This is a genomic window from Streptomyces sp. NBC_00038, from assembly GCF_026343635.1.
Lineage (GTDB): Bacteria > Actinomycetota > Actinomycetes > Streptomycetales > Streptomycetaceae > Streptomyces.
This window is the reverse complement of record NZ_JAPELQ010000001.1, coordinates 4,279,250-4,296,492: the sequence shown is the minus strand read 5'-3', so window position 1 is coordinate 4,296,492 and position 17,243 is coordinate 4,279,250. Positions and strand designations below refer to the sequence as shown.

Annotated in this window: 9 protein-coding genes and 3 rRNA genes; 7 read left to right on the top strand and 5 right to left on the bottom strand. The window is 66.8% G+C overall.

Features of this window, described 5'->3' with window-relative positions:
- Positions 1-276: 276 nt before the first annotated feature.
- From OG219_RS19440 to rrf, 3 genes are all read left to right on the top strand, one after another.
- A 16S ribosomal RNA gene (locus OG219_RS19440) occupies positions 277-1,804 on the top strand.
- A gap of 323 nt (positions 1,805-2,127) precedes the next feature.
- Positions 2,128-5,251: ribosomal RNA gene (locus OG219_RS19435) — 23S ribosomal RNA — on the top strand.
- An 87-nt stretch (positions 5,252-5,338) separates the two neighbouring features.
- Positions 5,339-5,455: ribosomal RNA gene (gene rrf / locus OG219_RS19430) — 5S ribosomal RNA — on the top strand.
- Together the 16S, 23S and 5S rRNA genes form the textbook arrangement of a ribosomal RNA operon.
- A 120-nt stretch (positions 5,456-5,575) precedes the next feature.
- On the opposite strand, the gene OG219_RS19425 is transcribed toward rrf, so the two are convergent.
- The 5 genes from OG219_RS19425 to OG219_RS19405 are packed head-to-tail and all read right to left on the bottom strand — an operon-like array spanning position 5,576 to position 11,216.
- The gene (locus OG219_RS19425) at positions 5,576-6,886 is read right to left on the bottom strand and encodes a DUF58 domain-containing protein (RefSeq protein WP_266828199.1); all 1,311 of its coding nucleotides are present in this window, start codon (positions 6,884-6,886) and stop codon (positions 5,576-5,578) included.
- Positions 6,886-7,875 (bottom strand): MoxR family ATPase, encoded by a 990-nt coding sequence (locus OG219_RS19420; RefSeq protein ID WP_266828197.1) that lies wholly within the window; start codon positions 7,873-7,875, stop codon positions 6,886-6,888. The genes OG219_RS19425 and OG219_RS19420 overlap by 1 nt, the downstream gene beginning before the upstream one ends.
- Entirely contained in the window at positions 7,875-9,080 is a 1,206-nt protein-coding gene (locus tag OG219_RS19415) for a DUF4350 domain-containing protein (protein WP_266828195.1), read from the bottom strand. Before OG219_RS19415 ends, OG219_RS19420 begins: the two co-directional genes overlap by 1 nt.
- On the bottom strand, positions 9,077-9,829 hold the full coding sequence (locus OG219_RS19410; protein ID WP_266828193.1) for a DUF4129 domain-containing protein: 753 nt from the start codon (positions 9,827-9,829) through the stop codon (positions 9,077-9,079). Before OG219_RS19410 ends, OG219_RS19415 begins: the two co-directional genes overlap by 4 nt.
- Before the next feature lie 4 nt (positions 9,830-9,833).
- Entirely contained in the window at positions 9,834-11,216 is a 1,383-nt protein-coding gene (locus OG219_RS19405) for a glycerophosphoryl diester phosphodiesterase membrane domain-containing protein (protein ID WP_266828191.1), read from the bottom strand.
- Positions 11,217-11,356: 140 nt separating this feature from the next.
- On the opposite strand from OG219_RS19405, the gene mtnA reads away from it, so the two are divergent.
- From mtnA to OG219_RS19385, 4 genes are read left to right on the top strand one after another with little or no spacing between them, the layout of a single operon-like run.
- The gene (gene mtnA / locus OG219_RS19400) at positions 11,357-12,502 is read left to right on the top strand and encodes an S-methyl-5-thioribose-1-phosphate isomerase (RefSeq protein WP_266828189.1); all 1,146 of its coding nucleotides are present in this window, start codon (positions 11,357-11,359) and stop codon (positions 12,500-12,502) included.
- A gap of 8 nt (positions 12,503-12,510) precedes the next feature.
- On the top strand, positions 12,511-13,200 hold the full coding sequence (gene mtrA / locus OG219_RS19395; RefSeq protein WP_199820881.1) for a two-component system response regulator MtrA: 690 nt from the start codon (positions 12,511-12,513) through the stop codon (positions 13,198-13,200).
- Position 13,201: 1 nt separating this feature from the next.
- Complete coding sequence (gene mtrB / locus OG219_RS19390) at positions 13,202-15,280, top strand: MtrAB system histidine kinase MtrB (RefSeq protein WP_266828186.1); 2,079 nt, start codon at positions 13,202-13,204, stop codon at positions 15,278-15,280.
- Complete coding sequence (locus OG219_RS19385; protein ID WP_266828184.1) at positions 15,270-17,123, top strand: LpqB family beta-propeller domain-containing protein; 1,854 nt, start codon at positions 15,270-15,272, stop codon at positions 17,121-17,123. Before mtrB ends, OG219_RS19385 begins: the two co-directional genes overlap by 11 nt.
- The last annotated feature ends 120 nt before the right edge of the window (positions 17,124-17,243 follow it).

The following is a 17,243-nucleotide window of genomic DNA, read 5'->3' as shown; positions in this document are numbered from 1 at the left end:
GAAACGCAAGACCGAAGGGAAACTGCCCGGAGGAAAGCCTGAGAGAGTCTCTCGGGTGAGTACAAAGGAAGCGTCCGTTCCTTGAGAACTCAACAGCGTGCCAAAAATCAACGCCAAGTTTGTTGATACCCCGTCTCCGGCCAATCGGCCGGGACGAGGTTCCTTTGAAGAAAAACATCAGCGAGGACGCTGTGGACCGTGGGGATTATTCCTCCCTTCGGTTCCGCTCTCGTGGTGTCGCCCCGCAGTCTTTAATTAGACGCAGTCGGGAAAACATTCACGGAGAGTTTGATCCTGGCTCAGGACGAACGCTGGCGGCGTGCTTAACACATGCAAGTCGAACGATGAAGCCTTTCGGGGTGGATTAGTGGCGAACGGGTGAGTAACACGTGGGCAATCTGCCCTTCACTCTGGGACAAGCCCTGGAAACGGGGTCTAATACCGGATAACACTCCTCTGGGCATCCAGGGGGGTTGAAAGCTCCGGCGGTGAAGGATGAGCCCGCGGCCTATCAGCTTGTTGGTGAGGTAGTGGCTCACCAAGGCGACGACGGGTAGCCGGCCTGAGAGGGCGACCGGCCACACTGGGACTGAGACACGGCCCAGACTCCTACGGGAGGCAGCAGTGGGGAATATTGCACAATGGGCGAAAGCCTGATGCAGCGACGCCGCGTGAGGGATGACGGCCTTCGGGTTGTAAACCTCTTTCAGCAGGGAAGAAGCGAAAGTGACGGTACCTGCAGAAGAAGCGCCGGCTAACTACGTGCCAGCAGCCGCGGTAATACGTAGGGCGCAAGCGTTGTCCGGAATTATTGGGCGTAAAGAGCTCGTAGGCGGCTTGTCGCGTCGGTTGTGAAAGCCCGGGGCTTAACCCCGGGTCTGCAGTCGATACGGGCAGGCTAGAGTGTGGTAGGGGAGATCGGAATTCCTGGTGTAGCGGTGAAATGCGCAGATATCAGGAGGAACACCGGTGGCGAAGGCGGATCTCTGGGCCATTACTGACGCTGAGGAGCGAAAGCGTGGGGAGCGAACAGGATTAGATACCCTGGTAGTCCACGCCGTAAACGGTGGGAACTAGGTGTTGGCGACATTCCACGTCGTCGGTGCCGCAGCTAACGCATTAAGTTCCCCGCCTGGGGAGTACGGCCGCAAGGCTAAAACTCAAAGGAATTGACGGGGGCCCGCACAAGCAGCGGAGCATGTGGCTTAATTCGACGCAACGCGAAGAACCTTACCAAGGCTTGACATACGCCGGAAAGCATCAGAGATGGTGCCCCCCTTGTGGTCGGTGTACAGGTGGTGCATGGCTGTCGTCAGCTCGTGTCGTGAGATGTTGGGTTAAGTCCCGCAACGAGCGCAACCCTTGTTCTGTGTTGCCAGCATGCCCTTCGGGGTGATGGGGACTCACAGGAGACTGCCGGGGTCAACTCGGAGGAAGGTGGGGACGACGTCAAGTCATCATGCCCCTTATGTCTTGGGCTGCACACGTGCTACAATGGCAGGTACAATGAGCTGCGATGCCGCGAGGCGGAGCGAATCTCAAAAAGCCTGTCTCAGTTCGGATTGGGGTCTGCAACTCGACCCCATGAAGTCGGAGTTGCTAGTAATCGCAGATCAGCATTGCTGCGGTGAATACGTTCCCGGGCCTTGTACACACCGCCCGTCACGTCACGAAAGTCGGTAACACCCGAAGCCGGTGGCCCAACCCCCTTGTGGGGAGGGAGCTGTCGAAGGTGGGACTGGCGATTGGGACGAAGTCGTAACAAGGTAGCCGTACCGGAAGGTGCGGCTGGATCACCTCCTTTCTAAGGAGCATCTAGGCGCCCGCTCCACGGAGTTGGCGTCCAGGGCCATTACGTCGGCACACGTCCGGCGGTGGTTGCTCATGGGTGGAACGTTGATTATTCGGCACCTCGGTCCATCTCGGGCTGCAAGTACTGCTCTCTTAGGAGGGCGTGGAAAGCTGATCACGAGTGGAGTGGGGTGTCGGGCACGCTGTTGGGTGTCTGAAGGTACGGCCGCAAGGTCTGGATCTTCAGTTGCCGGCCCCAGTGAACTCGCCCGTGAGGGTGGGGTGGTGGGTGGTTGGTCGTTGTTTGAGAACTGCACAGTGGACGCGAGCATCTGTGGCCAAGTTTTTAAGGGCGCACGGTGGATGCCTTGGCACCAGGAACCGATGAAGGACGTGGGAGGCCACGATAGTCCCCGGGGAGCCGTCAACCAGGCTTTGATCCGGGGGTTTCCGAATGGGGAAACCCGGCAGTCGTCATGGGCTGTCACCCATACCTGAACACATAGGGTATGTGGAGGGAACGCGGGGAAGTGAAACATCTCAGTACCCGCAGGAAGAGAAAACAACCGTGATTCCGGGAGTAGTGGCGAGCGAAACTGGATGAGGCTAAACCATATGCGTGTGAGACCCGGCAGGGGTTGCGTATGTGGGGTTGTGGGATTTCTCTTTCACGGTCTGCCGATCGTGAGACGAGTCAGAAACCGTTGATGTAGGCGAAGGACATGCGAAAGGTCCGGCGTAGAGGGTAAGACCCCCGTAGTCGAAACGTCAACGGCTCGTTTGAGAAACACCCAAGTAGCACGGGGCCCGAGAAATCCCGTGTGAATCTGGCGGGACCACCCGCTAAGCCTAAATATTCCCTGGTGACCGATAGCGGATAGTACCGTGAGGGAATGGTGAAAAGTACCGCGGGAGCGGAGTGAAATAGTACCTGAAACCGTGTGCCTACAAGCCGTGGGAGCGTCGGAGTGCATGCTTGCATGTACTCTCGTGACTGCGTGCCTTTTGAAGAATGAGCCTGCGAGTTTGCGGTGTGTTGCGAGGTTAACCCGTGTGGGGAAGCCGTAGCGAAAGCGAGTCCGAATAGGGCGTTTTAGTAGCGCGCTCAAGACCCGAAGCGGAGTGATCTAGCCATGGGCAGGTTGAAGCGGCTGTAAGAGGTCGTGGAGGACCGAACCCACCAGGGTTGAAAACCTGGGGGATGACCTGTGGTTAGGGGTGAAAGGCCAATCAAACTCCGTGATAGCTGGTTCTCCCCGAAATGCATTTAGGTGCAGCGTCGTGTGTTTCTTGCCGGAGGTAGAGCACTGGATAGGCGATGGGCCCTACCGGGTTACTGACCTTAGCCAAACTCCGAATGCCGGTAAGTGAGAGCGCGGCAGTGAGACTGTGGGGGATAAGCTCCATGGTCGAGAGGGAAACAGCCCAGAGCATCGACTAAGGCCCCTAAGCGTACGCTAAGTGGGAAAGGATGTGGAGTCGCACAGACAACCAGGAGGTTGGCTTAGAAGCAGCCACCCTTGAAAGAGTGCGTAATAGCTCACTGGTCTAGTGATTCCGCGCCGACAATGTAGCGGGGCTCAAGCGTACCGCCGAAGTCGTGTCATTCATACAATAGGGCCAACGCCCGTATGGATGGGTAGGGGAGCGTCGTGTGCCGGGTGAAGCCGCAGCGGAAGCTAGTGGTGGACGGTTCACGAGTGAGAATGCAGGCATGAGTAGCGATACACACGTGAGAAACGTGTGCGCCGATTGACTAAGGGTTCCTGGGTCAAGCTGATCTGCCCAGGGTAAGTCGGGACCTAAGGCGAGGCCGACAGGCGTAGTCGATGGATAACCGGTTGATATTCCGGTACCCGCTGTGAAGCGTCAAACATTGAACCAGGCGATGCTAAGTCCGTGAAGCCGTCCCGGACCCTTCGGGGAAAGGGAAGTGGTGGAGCCGACGGACCAGACCTGCAGTAGGTGAGTGATGGGGTGACGCAGGAAGGTAGTCCATCCCGGGCGGTGGTTGTCCCGGGGTAAGGGTGTAGGACGTCAGGTAGGTAAATCCGCCTGGCACATAGTCTGAGACCTGATGCCGAGCCGATTGTGGTGAAGTGGATGATCCTATGCTGTCGAGAAAAGCCTCTAGCGAGTTTCATGGCGGCCCGTACCCTAAACCGACTCAGGTGGTCAGGTAGAGAATACCGAGGCGTTCGGGTGAACTATGGTTAAGGAACTCGGCAAAATGCCCCCGTAACTTCGGGAGAAGGGGGGCCATCACCGGTGATAGCACTTGCTGCTTGAGCTGGGGGTGGCCGCAGAGACCAGCGAGAAGCGACTGTTTACTAAAAACACAGGTCCGTGCGAAGCCGTAAGGCGATGTATACGGACTGACGCCTGCCCGGTGCTGGAACGTTAAGGGGACCGGTTAGTCACTCTTCGGGGTGGCGAAGCTGAGAACTTAAGCGCCAGTAAACGGCGGTGGTAACTATAACCATCCTAAGGTAGCGAAATTCCTTGTCGGGTAAGTTCCGACCTGCACGAATGGCGTAACGACTTCTCGACTGTCTCAACCATAGGCCCGGTGAAATTGCACTACGAGTAAAGATGCTCGTTTCGCGCAGCAGGACGGAAAGACCCCGGGACCTTTACTACAGTTTGATATTGGTGTTCGGTTCGGCTTGTGTAGGATAGCTGGGAGACTGTGAAGCTCGAGCGCCAGCTCGGGTGGAGTCGTCGTTGAAATACCAGTCTGGTCGTGCTGGATGTCTAACCTGGGTCCGTGATCCGGATCAGGGACAGTGTCTGATGGGTAGTTTAACTGGGGCGGTTGCCTCCTAAAGAGTAACGGAGGCGCCCAAAGGTTCCCTCAGCCTGGTTGGTAATCAGGTGTTGAGTGTAAGTGCACAAGGGAGCTTGACTGTGAGACCGACGGGTCGAGCAGGGACGAAAGTCGGGACTAGTGATCCGGCGGTGGCTTGTGGAAGCGCCGTCGCTCAACGGATAAAAGGTACCCCGGGGATAACAGGCTGATCTTCCCCAAGAGTCCATATCGACGGGATGGTTTGGCACCTCGATGTCGGCTCGTCGCATCCTGGGGCTGGAGTCGGTCCCAAGGGTTGGGCTGTTCGCCCATTAAAGCGGTACGCGAGCTGGGTTTAGAACGTCGTGAGACAGTTCGGTCCCTATCCGCTGCGCGCGCAGGAATATTGAGAAGGGCTGTCCCTAGTACGAGAGGACCGGGACGGACGAACCTCTGGTGTGCCAGTTGTCCTGCCAAGGGCATGGCTGGTTGGCTACGTTCGGGAGGGATAACCGCTGAAAGCATCTAAGCGGGAAGCCTGCTTCGAGATGAGTATTCCCACCCCCTTTGAGGGGTTAAGGCTCCCAGTAGACGACTGGGTTGATAGGCCAGATGTGGAAGCCCAGTAATGGGCGAAGCTGACTGGTACTAATAGGCCGAGGGCTTGTCCTCAGTTGCTCGCGTCCACTGTGTTGGTTCTGAAACCACGAACAACCGTTGTAGCCATGCCACGGCTCCGGTTGAACAGTTTCATAGTGTTTCGGTGGTCATAGCGTGAGGGAAACGCCCGGTTACATTCCGAACCCGGAAGCTAAGCCTCACAGCGCCGATGGTACTGCAGGGGGGACCCTGTGGGAGAGTAGGACGCCGCCGAACTCATTGTAGAGAAAACCCCTGTACCGGGAATCCGGTACAGGGGTTTTCTGCGTTTAGGGGGTCTCTCGGAAGCGAGAGACCCCCCCTTTTTTTGTTCTGTGTCCGTTCTTTCGTGTCTGTTTACAGCCGGCCCGCGGCCTTCAGCGCCAGATATGCATCCGCAAGGGCCGGCGCCAGGTCGTCCGGAGTTGCGTCGACGACAGTGACGCCGTGGCGTTGTAGCTGTTCGGCTGTGCGGTGGCGTTCCGTCTGGGCCTGGGCTGCGGCTGCTGCCTCGTAGACCGCTTCGGTGTTGCCCCTGGCCGTTGCCATCTGGGCGATGTGCGGGTCCGCCACTGATGCCACGAGGACTGTGTGGCGCTGGGTCAGGCTGGAGAGTACGGGGAGCAGGCCTTCTTCGATGGGGGCCGCGTCCAGGGTCGTCAGCAGCACGATCAGGGAGCGGCGTGGGGCTGTACGGAGTGCTGTGGCGGCGAGGCCGCGTGCGTCCGTCTCGACGAGTTCCGGTTCCAGGGTTGCCATCGCCGTGACCAGGGACGGAAGGAGCTCGCCTGCCGCTCGGCCCTGGACGAGGGCGCGTACACGGCGGTCGTATGCGAGGAGGTCCACGCGGTCGCCGGCTCGGGAGGCGAGTGCCCCGAGGAGGAGGGCGGCGTCCATGGAGGAGTCGAGGCGGGGGGCGTCGCCGACGCGGCCTGCAGAGGTGCGGCCGGTGTCGAGGACGAGAAGGATGTGGCGGTCGCGTTCGGGGCGCCAGGTGCGTACGGCGACCGTGGTCCGGCGGGCTGTGGCGCGCCAGTCGATGGAACGGGTGTCGTCGCCGGGGACGTACTCGCGAAGGCTGTCGAATTCCGTGCCCTCGCCGCGGGTCAGCACGCTGGTGCGGCCGTCGAGTTCGCGGAGCCGGGCCAGTCTGGACGGGAGGTGCTTGCGGCTGGTGAAGGGCGGCAGGACTCGTACCGTCCAGGGGACTTTGTGGCTGCCCTGGCGGGAGAAGAGGCCGAGGGGGCCGTACGAGCGGATGGTGACGCGGTCGGACTGGCGGTCGCCGCGGCGGGTGGGGCGTAGGCGGGTGGTCAGGCGGCGGCGCTCGCCGGGCGGGACCGTCAGACGGTGGCGGGAAGCGGCTACTTCGGTGCCGGGTTCCCAGCTGCTGGGTGGCCAGGCGTCGCGGAGGTGGGCGCGCAGGGGGCGGCCGGAGGGGTTGGTGACGGTCAGGGTGACGTCGGCGGTTTCGCCGAGGCGTACCGAGGTGTCTCCGGAGCGGGTCAGGCCGAGGCGGCGTACGGGTGCTGCCAGGGCGGCGTCGCAGGCGCAGGCCAGGGCCAGGGGGGCGTTGACGGCGAGAATGCCTGCCCAGCTCGGCTCCCAGATGCCGATGGGGAGTGCGCCCAGGGCTGCCAGGAGGGCGGCGCGTCCGGTGAGTGCCATCAGCGGGGGACGGGGACGTGGGCGAGGATCGCGTTGATGACGGAGTCGGCGGTCACGCCCTCCATCTCGGCCTCGGGACGGAGTTGGATCCGGTGGCGGAGGGTGGGGAGTGCGAGGGCCTTCACGTCGTCCGGGATGACGTAGTCGCGGCCCGTCAGCCAGGCCCAGGCCCGCGCTGTGGCGAGGAGGGCCGTCGCGCCGCGCGGGGAGACGCCGAGGGTGAGGGACGGGGATTCGCGGGTGGCGCGGCAGATGTCCACTACGTAGCCGGTGATTTCGGGGGAGACGGATGTCTTCGCGACCGCGGCGCGGGCGGCTTCGAGGTCGGCGGGGCCCGCTACGGGGCGTACGCCGGCGGCGCGCAGGTCGCGGGGGTTGAAGCCCTCGGCGTGGCGTGTGAGGACGCTGATCTCGTCCTGGCGGGAGGGGAGAGGGATCGTCAGTTTGAGGAGGAAACGGTCCAGTTGGGCTTCGGGGAGGGGGTAGGTGCCCTCGTACTCGACCGGGTTCTGGGTCGCGGCGACCAGGAACGGCTCGGGGAGTGGGCGAGGGGTGCCGTCGACCGTGACCTGGCGCTCCTCCATGGCTTCGAGGAGGGAGGACTGGGTCTTGGGCGGGGTGCGGTTGATCTCGTCGGCGAGCAGGAGGTTCGTGAAGACCGGGCCGGGCTGGAAGGAGAACTCCGCGCTGCGGGAGTCGTAGACGAGGGAGCCGGTGATGTCGCTCGGCATCAGGTCGGGGGTGAACTGGACGCGCTTGGTGTCGAGTTCCAGCGCGGATGCGAGGGCTCGGACGAGCAGCGTCTTGGCGACTCCGGGGACTCCTTCGAGGAGAACGTGTCCGCGGCAGAGGAGGGCGACGACGAGGCCGGTCACGGCGGGGTCCTGGCCGACCACGGCTTTCGCGATTTCGGCGCGCAGGGCCTCCAGGGAGGCACGGGCGGCGCCCTGGTCCCCGGTGTTCCCGGCGTTGTCAGTGGTCGGGTCCATCATGAATGGCGTACCTCTCTTTCGAGGGCGTCGAGTTGGTCGGCGAGGGAGATGAGGGCCGCGTCGTCGCGGGGTGGCGGCCCGAAGAGGAGGGAGTGCAGGGCCTGTCCGTCGCCTTGGTCGCGGAGTTGGGCGGACAGGGCGTGGAGCAGGGACTCGGGCGCGTGCGCCTGGGTGACGGGGACGCCTACGAGGGGGGCGAGGCGAGTGCGGGTGGTGGAGCGCAGGGCGGTGGCCGCGCGGTCGCGGGCGTTGGCCTTGCGGTAGAGGCGGGCGCGGCCTTCGACGGTTTCGGAGGCGCGGATCGCCACGGGGAGGCGTTCGGGTACGAGGGGGCCGAGTCGGCGTGCCCTCCAGAGGGCGGCCAGGCCTGCCGCGATGAAGAGCTGCAGCGTGCCCCAGAGCCAGCCCGAGGGGAGCAGGTCGAAGAAGCTCTGGTCGCCGGCGTCGGTGGCCGAGGCATCGGAGAGCGAGGGGAGGTACCAGACCAAGTGGGGGCGGGAACCGAGCAGTTGCAGGGCGAGCGAGGCGTTGCCGTGCTCGTCGAGGCGGGAGTTGTAGAGGATGTCTGGGGCGCCGAGTACGACGGTGTCGCCGTCTCCCTCGGGGGCCGGGATGCGCAGCAGGGTGGGCAGGCCGCCGCTGGGGTAGCACGCGTCGGTGTCGGGATCGGCGGTGGTGTAGCGGATGCCGCCGGTGTCGGCGGTGCCCGCGCGCTGGGCGGCGGGCAGGTCGCAGCTCGGGGAGAGCTTCGAGTCGAAGCTGATCGCGGGGTCGGCGGTGACTCCGGGGGCGAGGGTGCCGAGGGAGGGCGACGCCGGGGAGATCAGGATCGTACGGCCGCCGGAGTTCTCGGTCGTCGCGTGCAGGAGGGTCTGCTGTCGGTCCGTCAGCAGGTCCGGGGCGGCGATCAGGAGGGTGGTGTCGGGGGCGGCCGCGGCGCGTGCCTCGGCCAGGGTGGTGACCACGCGCGTGGAGACGTCGCGGTCCGCCAGGAGTTCGGCGACGGCGCGGCTGCCGGAGGGATCGGCCGAGCGCGGGTCGAGGCGTCCGTGCTGGGAGTTGGAGCGGACCGCGGCGATCGCGACGGCTGCCGCCAGGAGGATCACGAACGCGAGGACGACCCCGCGGGCACGCGTCCACCGCTGGCGGACGGTGGGCGAGGCCGAGGTCGAGGAGGTCGACGGGAGGGTGGCCTCGGTCATGGGGCGGCCCCCTGGCGGGTGTTGTGGGCCGTGCTCCGGGCGCTGCTGCTCGCGAGCACGGGTTTGGCGCGCTCCAGGTCGCGGTCGAGCTCGGTGAGGCGGTCGTACGTGCCCGGGGCTGCGGCTCGTCCGCCGTACGTGACGTCGTCGAAGTCCCTTGCTGCGGCGCGCAGTCGGTCCGTGTGGGAGGGCAGGGTCCGGGCCGCTTCGGCGGCTGCCTCGTCGGCGGTGCGGCCGGGGCGCGGATCGAGAAGGGCGCGCTCCTCCAGGGAGCGGACGATGGCGCGCATGCGTTCCTGGACGGCCTGGTTCCAGTGGCCCTGGGCGGCGTGCGCGTCGGCCGACGCGCGGTGTTCGGCGGCGCTGCGGGGGCGGTCGTCGAAGAGTGCCGGGGCCGATGTGGGTGCGCGGTGCGGGGTGCCCAGGCGCCACCACAGCGCGGCCGCGACCGCCAGTACGGCCAGCACGATGACGGCAAGTCCGAGCGCTCCACCGGGGGTTGCCGTGGAGGCTGCGCCGAACAGTTTGTCGATCCAGTCCCAGACGGCGTCCAGGGCGCGCTGGGCCAGGCTGGGGTCGTTCTCGTGGTACATCGGCTTGGACAGCTCGCGCTCGGCCGCCTCCCGCGCGGGGTCGCGTGGGATCGTCACCGGCGGTTCGTCGTCGGTGAGCGGCAGTGCCAGGACGGCTGTGGCGCCGTTGTGCGGCAGTGTCAGTACCGCTGTGAGAACTCCCCCCGCCAGGCTCACCGCATCAGCTCCCCGGGGTGGTGCCGTGGGCGCTGGAGCCGTAGTCCTGGAGGCCGGCCGCGCGCGCGAGGTCGAGGTCGAGGGCCTCGCGGCGGATGCGCTGGTCGATGTAGAGGAGCACGGTGACGCCGGCGGTGATCGGGAAGGTGAGCATGGATCCGATCACCGAGCCGATCCCGCTGACGATGAGGAACGTCCAGCCGAGGGAGCCGCTGTCGCTGCTGAAGAAGCCGGTGACGCCGTCGCCGCTCAGGGCCGCGGCGATGACGGCGAACGGGATGACGATGATCGAGGCCATGATGTTGGCGATGATCGTGGCGAGCAGCTGGATGCCGAGGACCCGCCACCAGGAGCCGCGGACGAGCTTCGCGGAGCGGCTCATCGACTTGAAGACGCTCTGCTTCTCCAGCATCAGGGCGGGCGAGGCGAGCGAGAAGCGGATCATCAGCCAGAGGGCGACGACACCGGCGCCGAGTCCGCCGATGACGGCGAGGGCGATGCCCGCGTCGCCCGAGGCGGTCACTCCGACGAGTACGCCGGGCAGGGTGCCGACGCCGACGATCACGATGGCGATGAGCGGCAGCAGGACGGTCAGGCCGAACAGCTTCGGAAGCTGAGGACGGGCATCCCGCCAGGCCTCGGAGGTGGTCACCGGCTTGCCGAGCACCGCGCGGCTGGTCACGGTCGTGAGCAGGGCCGTCGCGATGATGGTGCCGAGCAGGGTGATGAGCAGGACGGCACCGGAACTCGCCAGGGTGGTGCCCAGGGCGCTGCCCAGTTCACTGACGGTGGCGGTCGAGTCGTTGAGGGTGTCCGTGGTGGCGCTGTCGTCCAGGACGAAGCCCTGGAGCAGGATGACCGCGATCTCCGTGACGACCGCGACGGTCAGCGAGATGCCGAGGACGGTGCGCCAGTACGTGCGCATCGTGGAGACCGCGCCGTCGAGGATCTCGCCGATGCCGAGCGGACGGAGCGGGATCACGCCGGGCTTGGCCGCGGGCGGCGGGCCGCCCCAGTTGCCTCCCCAGCCGCCGGGACCACCGGGGCCTCCGTAGCCGGGACCCTGGCCGCCCCAACCGCCGTGTCCGCCACCGCCGTTGCCCCCCTGGCCTCCGTATCCGCCTGGGCCGCCGGGGTGTTGGCCGCCCCAGCCCGGGCCGGGCGGAGGTGGTGGCGGGGCCTGGCCGGGGACGGCGTCCTGGGGGCTGGGGGCGGACCACTGGCCGGGCGGGGGCTGCTCTTTGGACCACTTCGAAGGAGTTTCGGGCTGGTCCGTGCTGCCCTGGTCCGTGGGCTGCTCCGTGGGCTGAGCGGTGCCGGAGGTGTCCGGCTCCTGCCCGTCGGAGGGGGCAGATCCGGGCGAGGCCCAGCCCGGAGTGTCGTTCATCGTCGCTCCTTCACGGTGCCCGTCCGCAGGCGCGGCGGCAGGTTGGCAGCCATCGTGCCACGGTGTGCGCGACTGGGGACCGGGGGTCGTATGAGCTGCACACCTTCAATTGTCCGCCCGGTAAGGGGCAGACTGGGCGAATGGCTGATCAGTACGCGCAATACCGCGAGGACAGTGGGCCGGTGGAGATACCGGCGATCCGCTGGGACGAGCCGCCCGAAGGCCCCGTACTGGTCCTTCTCGACCAGCGGAGACTGCCGGCCGAGGAAGTCGAGCTGGTGTGCACGGACGCGCCCGCGCTGGTGGAGGCGATCCGGACGCTCGCCGTGCGCGGGGCGCCGCTGCTCGGCATCGCCGGGGCGTACGGCGTCGCGCTCGCCGCCGTACGCGGCTTCGACGTGGATGATGCCGCCCGTGCGCTGGCCGGGGCCCGGCCGACCGCGGTGAACCTCGGCGTGGGAGTGCGCAGGGCGCAGGCGGCGTACAGTGCGGTGCTCTCCGGTGGTGGTGATCCGGAGCGGGCGGCCGGGGCGGCGCTCGCTGCGGCGCGGGCCCTGCACCGGGAGGATGCCGAGGCCAGCGCCCGGATGGCCGGGCACGGACTGGCACTGCTCGACGAGCTGCTGCCGGGCGGCGGGCACCGGATCCTGACGCACTGCAACACCGGGGCGCTGGTGTCCGGAGGGGAGGGCACGGCGTTCGCGGTGGCCCTCGCGGCGCACCGGGCCGGGCGGCTTCGCAGGCTGTGGGTGGACGAAACGCGGCCCTTGCTGCAAGGTGCTCGCCTGACGGCGTACGAGGCGGCGCGCACCGGAATGGCGTACACCTTGCTCACGGACAACGCGGCGGGTTCGCTGTTCTCGGCGGGGGAGGTGGACGCGGTGCTGATCGGGGCCGACCGGATCGCGGCCGACGGTTCGGTCGCGAACAAGGTGGGGAGCTATCCGCTCGCGGTGCTGGCCCGGTACCACCATGTGCCGTTCATCGTGGTGGCGCCGGTGACGACGGTGGACCTGGACACTCCGAACGGGGCGTCCATCGAGGTCGAGCAGCGCGCAGGTCATGAAGTGACGGAGATCACAGCACCGCAGGTGCAGGTGGCGGGAGTGGAAGCGGGAGGCGGGATACCGGTGGCACCCCTGGGAACCCAGGCGTACAACCCGGCATTCGATGTGACGCCGCCCGAGTTGGTGACGGCGATCGTGACCGAAGAGGGCGCTGTGTCGCCCGTGACAGCTGAGGCGCTTGCCGAGCTGTGTGACAGGTCACGCCAGGTAACGATTTAGTTAATGGGATGATGTCGTTTATGAAGGGACGAGTCCTTGTCGTCGATGACGACACCGCACTGGCCGAGATGCTCGGCATTGTGTTGCGTGGTGAAGGTTTTGAGCCGTCTTTCGTAGCCGACGGCGACAAGGCGCTGGCCGCTTTCCGTGAGAGCAAGCCCGATCTGGTGCTCCTGGACCTGATGCTTCCCGGCCGGGACGGTATCGAGGTGTGCCGCCTGATCAGGGCGGAGTCCGGGGTGCCGATCGTGATGCTCACGGCGAAGAGCGACACCGTCGATGTCGTGGTGGGCCTCGAGTCCGGCGCCGACGACTACATCGTGAAGCCGTTCAAGCCAAAGGAGCTGGTTGCGCGGATCAGGGCGCGGCTGCGCCGTTCCGAGGAGCCGGCGCCGGAGCAGCTGGCCATAGGTGATCTTGTCATCGATGTGGCCGGTCACTCTGTGAAGCGGGACGGGCTGTCGATCGCGCTGACGCCGCTGGAGTTCGATCTCCTGGTGGCGCTGGCCCGCAAGCCGTGGCAGGTGTTCACGCGGGAGGTGCTCCTCGAGCAGGTGTGGGGCTACCGGCACGCGGCGGACACCCGCCTGGTCAACGTCCATGTCCAGCGGCTGCGCTCCAAGGTCGAGAAGGACCCGGAGCGGCCGGAGATCGTGGTGACCGTCCGTGGCGTCGGTTACAAGGCCGGACCGAGCTGACATGTCCCGGGACAGTGCCGCTTCGGCGCCCGGTGAGCCGGGGGTCCGGTCGGGGCGGCCTGTCGGCCGGAAGGTGACGGGCTCCCGCTGGGCCCAGTTCGTCGAGGGCGGGCTGCTTCAGGGCGGAGTCCAGGGCAGCCCGGTCCTTCGGCTGTTCATGCGCTGGGTGCGCCGTCCGCTGCTGCCCGTGATGCGGCTGTGGCGGCGCAACATCCAGCTCAAGATCGTCGTCACCACGCTGCTGATGTCGCTCGGCGTGGTGCTGCTGCTCGGCTTCGTCGTCATCGGGCAGGTGCGCAACGGCCTGCTGGACGCCAAGGTGAAGGCCTCGCAGAGCCAGGCCACCGGTGGATTCTCGGTGGCCGAGCAGAACGCGGACTCGGCGGAGACGGCGAACGGTGCCGACGCTTCGAGCACCGACGGTCGTCCCGCGAAGAACGTCAGCCAGTGGATGAGCGACCTCGTGGTGTCCCTCTCCAGCGGTGGCCAGGGTGCCTTCGACGTCGTCACGCTCAGCTCCACCGCGGCCGGTGCCGGCGGCGCCGGGCTCGGCCCGCGTTCCTCCGGCAACGTCGACCCGACGCTGAGCGTGCCGGAGGACCTGCGCACCCGTATCGACGACAGCACGGCGGCGGCCCAGAGCTATACGCGGGTCGTCTACAAGGACGCCAAGGACTCGCAGCCCGCGCTGGTCATCGGCAAGCAGGTCACCGACCCCAACGGCGACAAATACCAGCTCTACTACCTCTTCCCGCTGACGCAGGAGGAGAAGTCGCTGAGCCTGGTCAAGGGGACGCTCGCCACGGCGGGGCTGTTCGTCGTGGTGCTCCTCGGGGCCATCGCCTGGCTCGTGGTGCGCCAGGTCGTCACGCCGGTACGGATGGCCGCGGGCATCGCCGAGCGGTTGTCCGCAGGGCGCCTCCAGGAACGTATGAAGGTCACCGGCGAGGACGACATCGCGCGGCTCGGCGAGGCCTTCAACAAGATGGCGCAGAACCTGCAGCTCAAGATCCAGCAGCTGGAGGACCTGTCGCGGATGCAGCGGCGGTTCGTGTCCGACGTCTCGCACGAGCTGCGTACGCCGCTGACGACCGTGCGGATGGCGGCCGACGTCATCCATGACGCGCGCGTGGACTTCGACCCGATGACCGCCCGGTCCGCCGAGCTGCTCGCCGACCAGCTGGACCGATTCGAGACGCTGCTCGCGGACCTGCTGGAGATCAGCCGCTTCGACGCGGGTGCGGCGGCCCTAGAGGCCGAGCCGATAGACCTTCGTGAGGTCGTACGAAGGGTCGTCAGCGGGGCCGATCCGCTCGCCGAGCGCAAGGGCACCCAGATACGGGTCGTCGGCGACCAGCAGCCGGTGATCGCCGAGGCGGATGCCCGGCGGGTGGAGCGGGTGCTGCGCAATCTCGTCGTCAACGCCGTGGAGCACGGCGAAGGCAGGGACGTCGTGGTCAAGCTGGCCGCGGCGGGTGGCGCGGTCGCGGTCGCGGTGCGCGACTACGGGGTGGGGCTCAAGCCCGGTGAGGCGACCCGGGTCTTCAGCCGCTTCTGGCGGGCGGACCCGGCACGCGCGCGTACTACGGGCGGAACCGGGCTCGGGCTGTCCATCGCCCTGGAGGACGCGCGTCTGCACGGCGGCTGGCTGCAGGCCTGGGGTGAGCCGGGTGGCGGTTCGCAGTTCCGGCTCACGCTGCCCCGGACGGCGGACGAGCCGCTGCGGGGGTCGCCGATACCGCTGGAGCCCAAGGACTCACGACGTAATCGTGGACTTAATGAGGCCGGTCTGCCGCTCGGGGGCGGTGGCAAGCTCGCGACGGTGCCGGTGCAGCAGCCCACGGGCGGGAGCGCGCCGCAGCGGACGCCCGTGGTGCCGCGCATGGCAGGGGCGTCCCCCACGGCCGATCCGACGGCGCTGCCGGGCAACGGCGCGCGCGTGGTGCCCCGGCCGACCGGCGCCGTACGACGTCCGGACGACGCACCTGCCGCGGGCGGGGAGCGGACCGTGCAGCAGCGCGAGCCCGTCGGCGGGGAGCCGGAGGGGCTCGGACAAGGGGAGGCATTTCGTGGGCGCTGACCGCGAGCGGAGAAGCGGTCGACGGCGTCCGGTGCGAGTGGGGGCGTACGTCGGCTGCGGCGCGCTGCTGCTGGCCGGGTGCGCCTCGATGCCGGACCGCGGGGATCTGCGTGACGTCGAGTCCACGCCGCGAGCGGACTCGCAGGTCCGGGTCTTCGCGGTGCCACCGCGGGAGGACGCTCAGCCGGCGGAGATCGTGCGGGGCTTCCTGGAGGCGCTGACCAGCGACGACCCGCAGTACGAGACGGCATTCAAGTACCTGGCGGCGACCGCTCGCAAGACGTGGGATCCCTACCGGTCCACGGCGGTCCTCGCGGACGGACCCAACACCGAGCTGGTGCACTCGGCGAGCAGAGAAGGCGACGAGGACGGCTTCCTGTACCAGCTGAGCGGCAGGAAGGTAGCCACGGTGGACGCGCAGCACGCGTACGCGCCGGACTCCGGCTCGTACACCGCGTCCGTGCATCTCATTCAGCAGAAGGACAAGCAGTGGCGCATCGACGGGCTGCCCCCGGGTGTGGTGATGGGCAAGTCCGACTTCGAGCGCAACTACGAGTCCGTCAACAAGTACTACTTCGCTTCGGACGTGTCCTCCGGGACGGATGGACAGGGCGGACTGCTCAGGACTGTCGCCGACCCGGTCTATGTGCGCGGGGAGGTGGATCCGATGACGGAGATGGTCCGCACCCTCCTGGAGGGGCCCACCAGTTGGCTGGACCCCGTGGTGACGTCTAGCTTCCCCTCCGGTACGGAGCTGAAGAAGGGCGTCAAGTCCCTCTCGCCGGACGACCGCAACTGGGTCACCGTTCCGCTGAACAGCAAGGCCGACCGTGTCGGAGAGGCGCAGTGCAACAAGATGGCGGCCCAACTCCTCTTCACGCTCCAGGACCTGACACCCACGGGGGTGGAGGAGGTGGAGCTGCAGAAGTCGGACGGCTCGCAGCTGTGTGCGGTCGATGCGGACGGGGCGGAGACCGTGGCCTCGCACGGCACGGGGCAGGCGCCCGTCTACCAGTACTTCATCGATGCCAAGCAGCGTCTTGTACGGATGCCCAGCGGCAACGGGGACAAGGATCCCGAGCCGGTGCCCGGTGCGCTGGGCGAGGGTGACACGAAGCTGCGGGCGGCAGCGGTGTCGCGGGACGAGGACATCGCGGCCGGGGTCTCGACCGACGGGAGTTCGCTGTATGTCGGGTCGCTGGTGTCGGGCAGTTCGCTCGGGGAGGCGGTGCTGCACAGCGAGGGCAAGACCGCGGACGACCGGCTGACGACGCCGAGTTGGGACGGACGGGGCGACCTGTGGGTGGCCGATCGCGATACCAAGAAGCCCCGGCTCCTTCTGCTGGAGAAGGGTGCGGGCGAACCGCTGGTGGTGTCGGCACCGGGCCTCGACGGGCGTATCGACGCCGTGCGGGTCGCCGCCGACGGGGTGCGGATCGCGCTGATCGTCGAGAAGGACGGCAAGAGCTCACTGCAGATCGGGCGTATCGAGCGCGACACCAAGTCCGGTGAGCGGCCCGTCGTCTCGATCCTCGAACTGCGTGCCGCGGCACCGCAGCTGGAGGAGGTCACGGCCATGTCGTGGGCCGGGGACAGCCGGCTCGTGGTGGTCGGGCGCGAGGAAGGCGGCGTGCAGCAGATGGGGTACGTCCAGGTCGACGGCTCCACTCCGGTGGGTACGGCGCCCTCCGCGCTGACGGGCGTGAAGGAGATCGCCGCTTCCGAGGACGAGCGGCTGCCGCTGGTGGCGCACTCGGAGGAGGACGGGATCGTGCGGCTGTCGTCGGGGGAGCAGTGGCAGAAGGTGGTCAAGGACGGGACGGCGCCGGTCTATCCCGGGTAGTGCTCGGTCCATCCCGGGTGGCGCCGCTGTCTTGCGGGTGACGGCTGTGCGGGTGGCGTGTCTGCGGGTCGGCGGAGCTTTCCGGCGGCCGCGCCGGTTGTCCACAGGGGGTTATCCACA

Bases quoted from the DNA above. Each gene is read 5' to 3' on its own strand.
- OG219_RS19425 (WP_266828199.1), bottom strand. From the start codon at position 6,886: ATGGCACTCACCGGACGCGCCGCCCTCCTGGCAGCCCTGGGCGCACTC.
- OG219_RS19405 (WP_266828191.1), bottom strand. From the start codon at position 11,216: ATGAACGACACTCCGGGCTGGGCCTCGCCCGGATCTGCCCCCTCCGAC.
- OG219_RS19420 (WP_266828197.1), bottom strand. From the start codon at position 7,875: ATGGACCCGACCACTGACAACGCCGGGAACACCGGGGACCAGGGCGCC.
- OG219_RS19415 (WP_266828195.1), bottom strand. From the start codon at position 9,080: ATGACCGAGGCCACCCTCCCGTCGACCTCCTCGACCTCGGCCTCGCCC.
- mtrB (WP_266828186.1), top strand. From the start codon at position 13,202: ATGTCCCGGGACAGTGCCGCTTCGGCGCCCGGTGAGCCGGGGGTCCGG.
- mtrA (WP_199820881.1), top strand. From the start codon at position 12,511: ATGATGTCGTTTATGAAGGGACGAGTCCTTGTCGTCGATGACGACACC.
- mtnA (WP_266828189.1), top strand. From the start codon at position 11,357: ATGGCTGATCAGTACGCGCAATACCGCGAGGACAGTGGGCCGGTGGAG.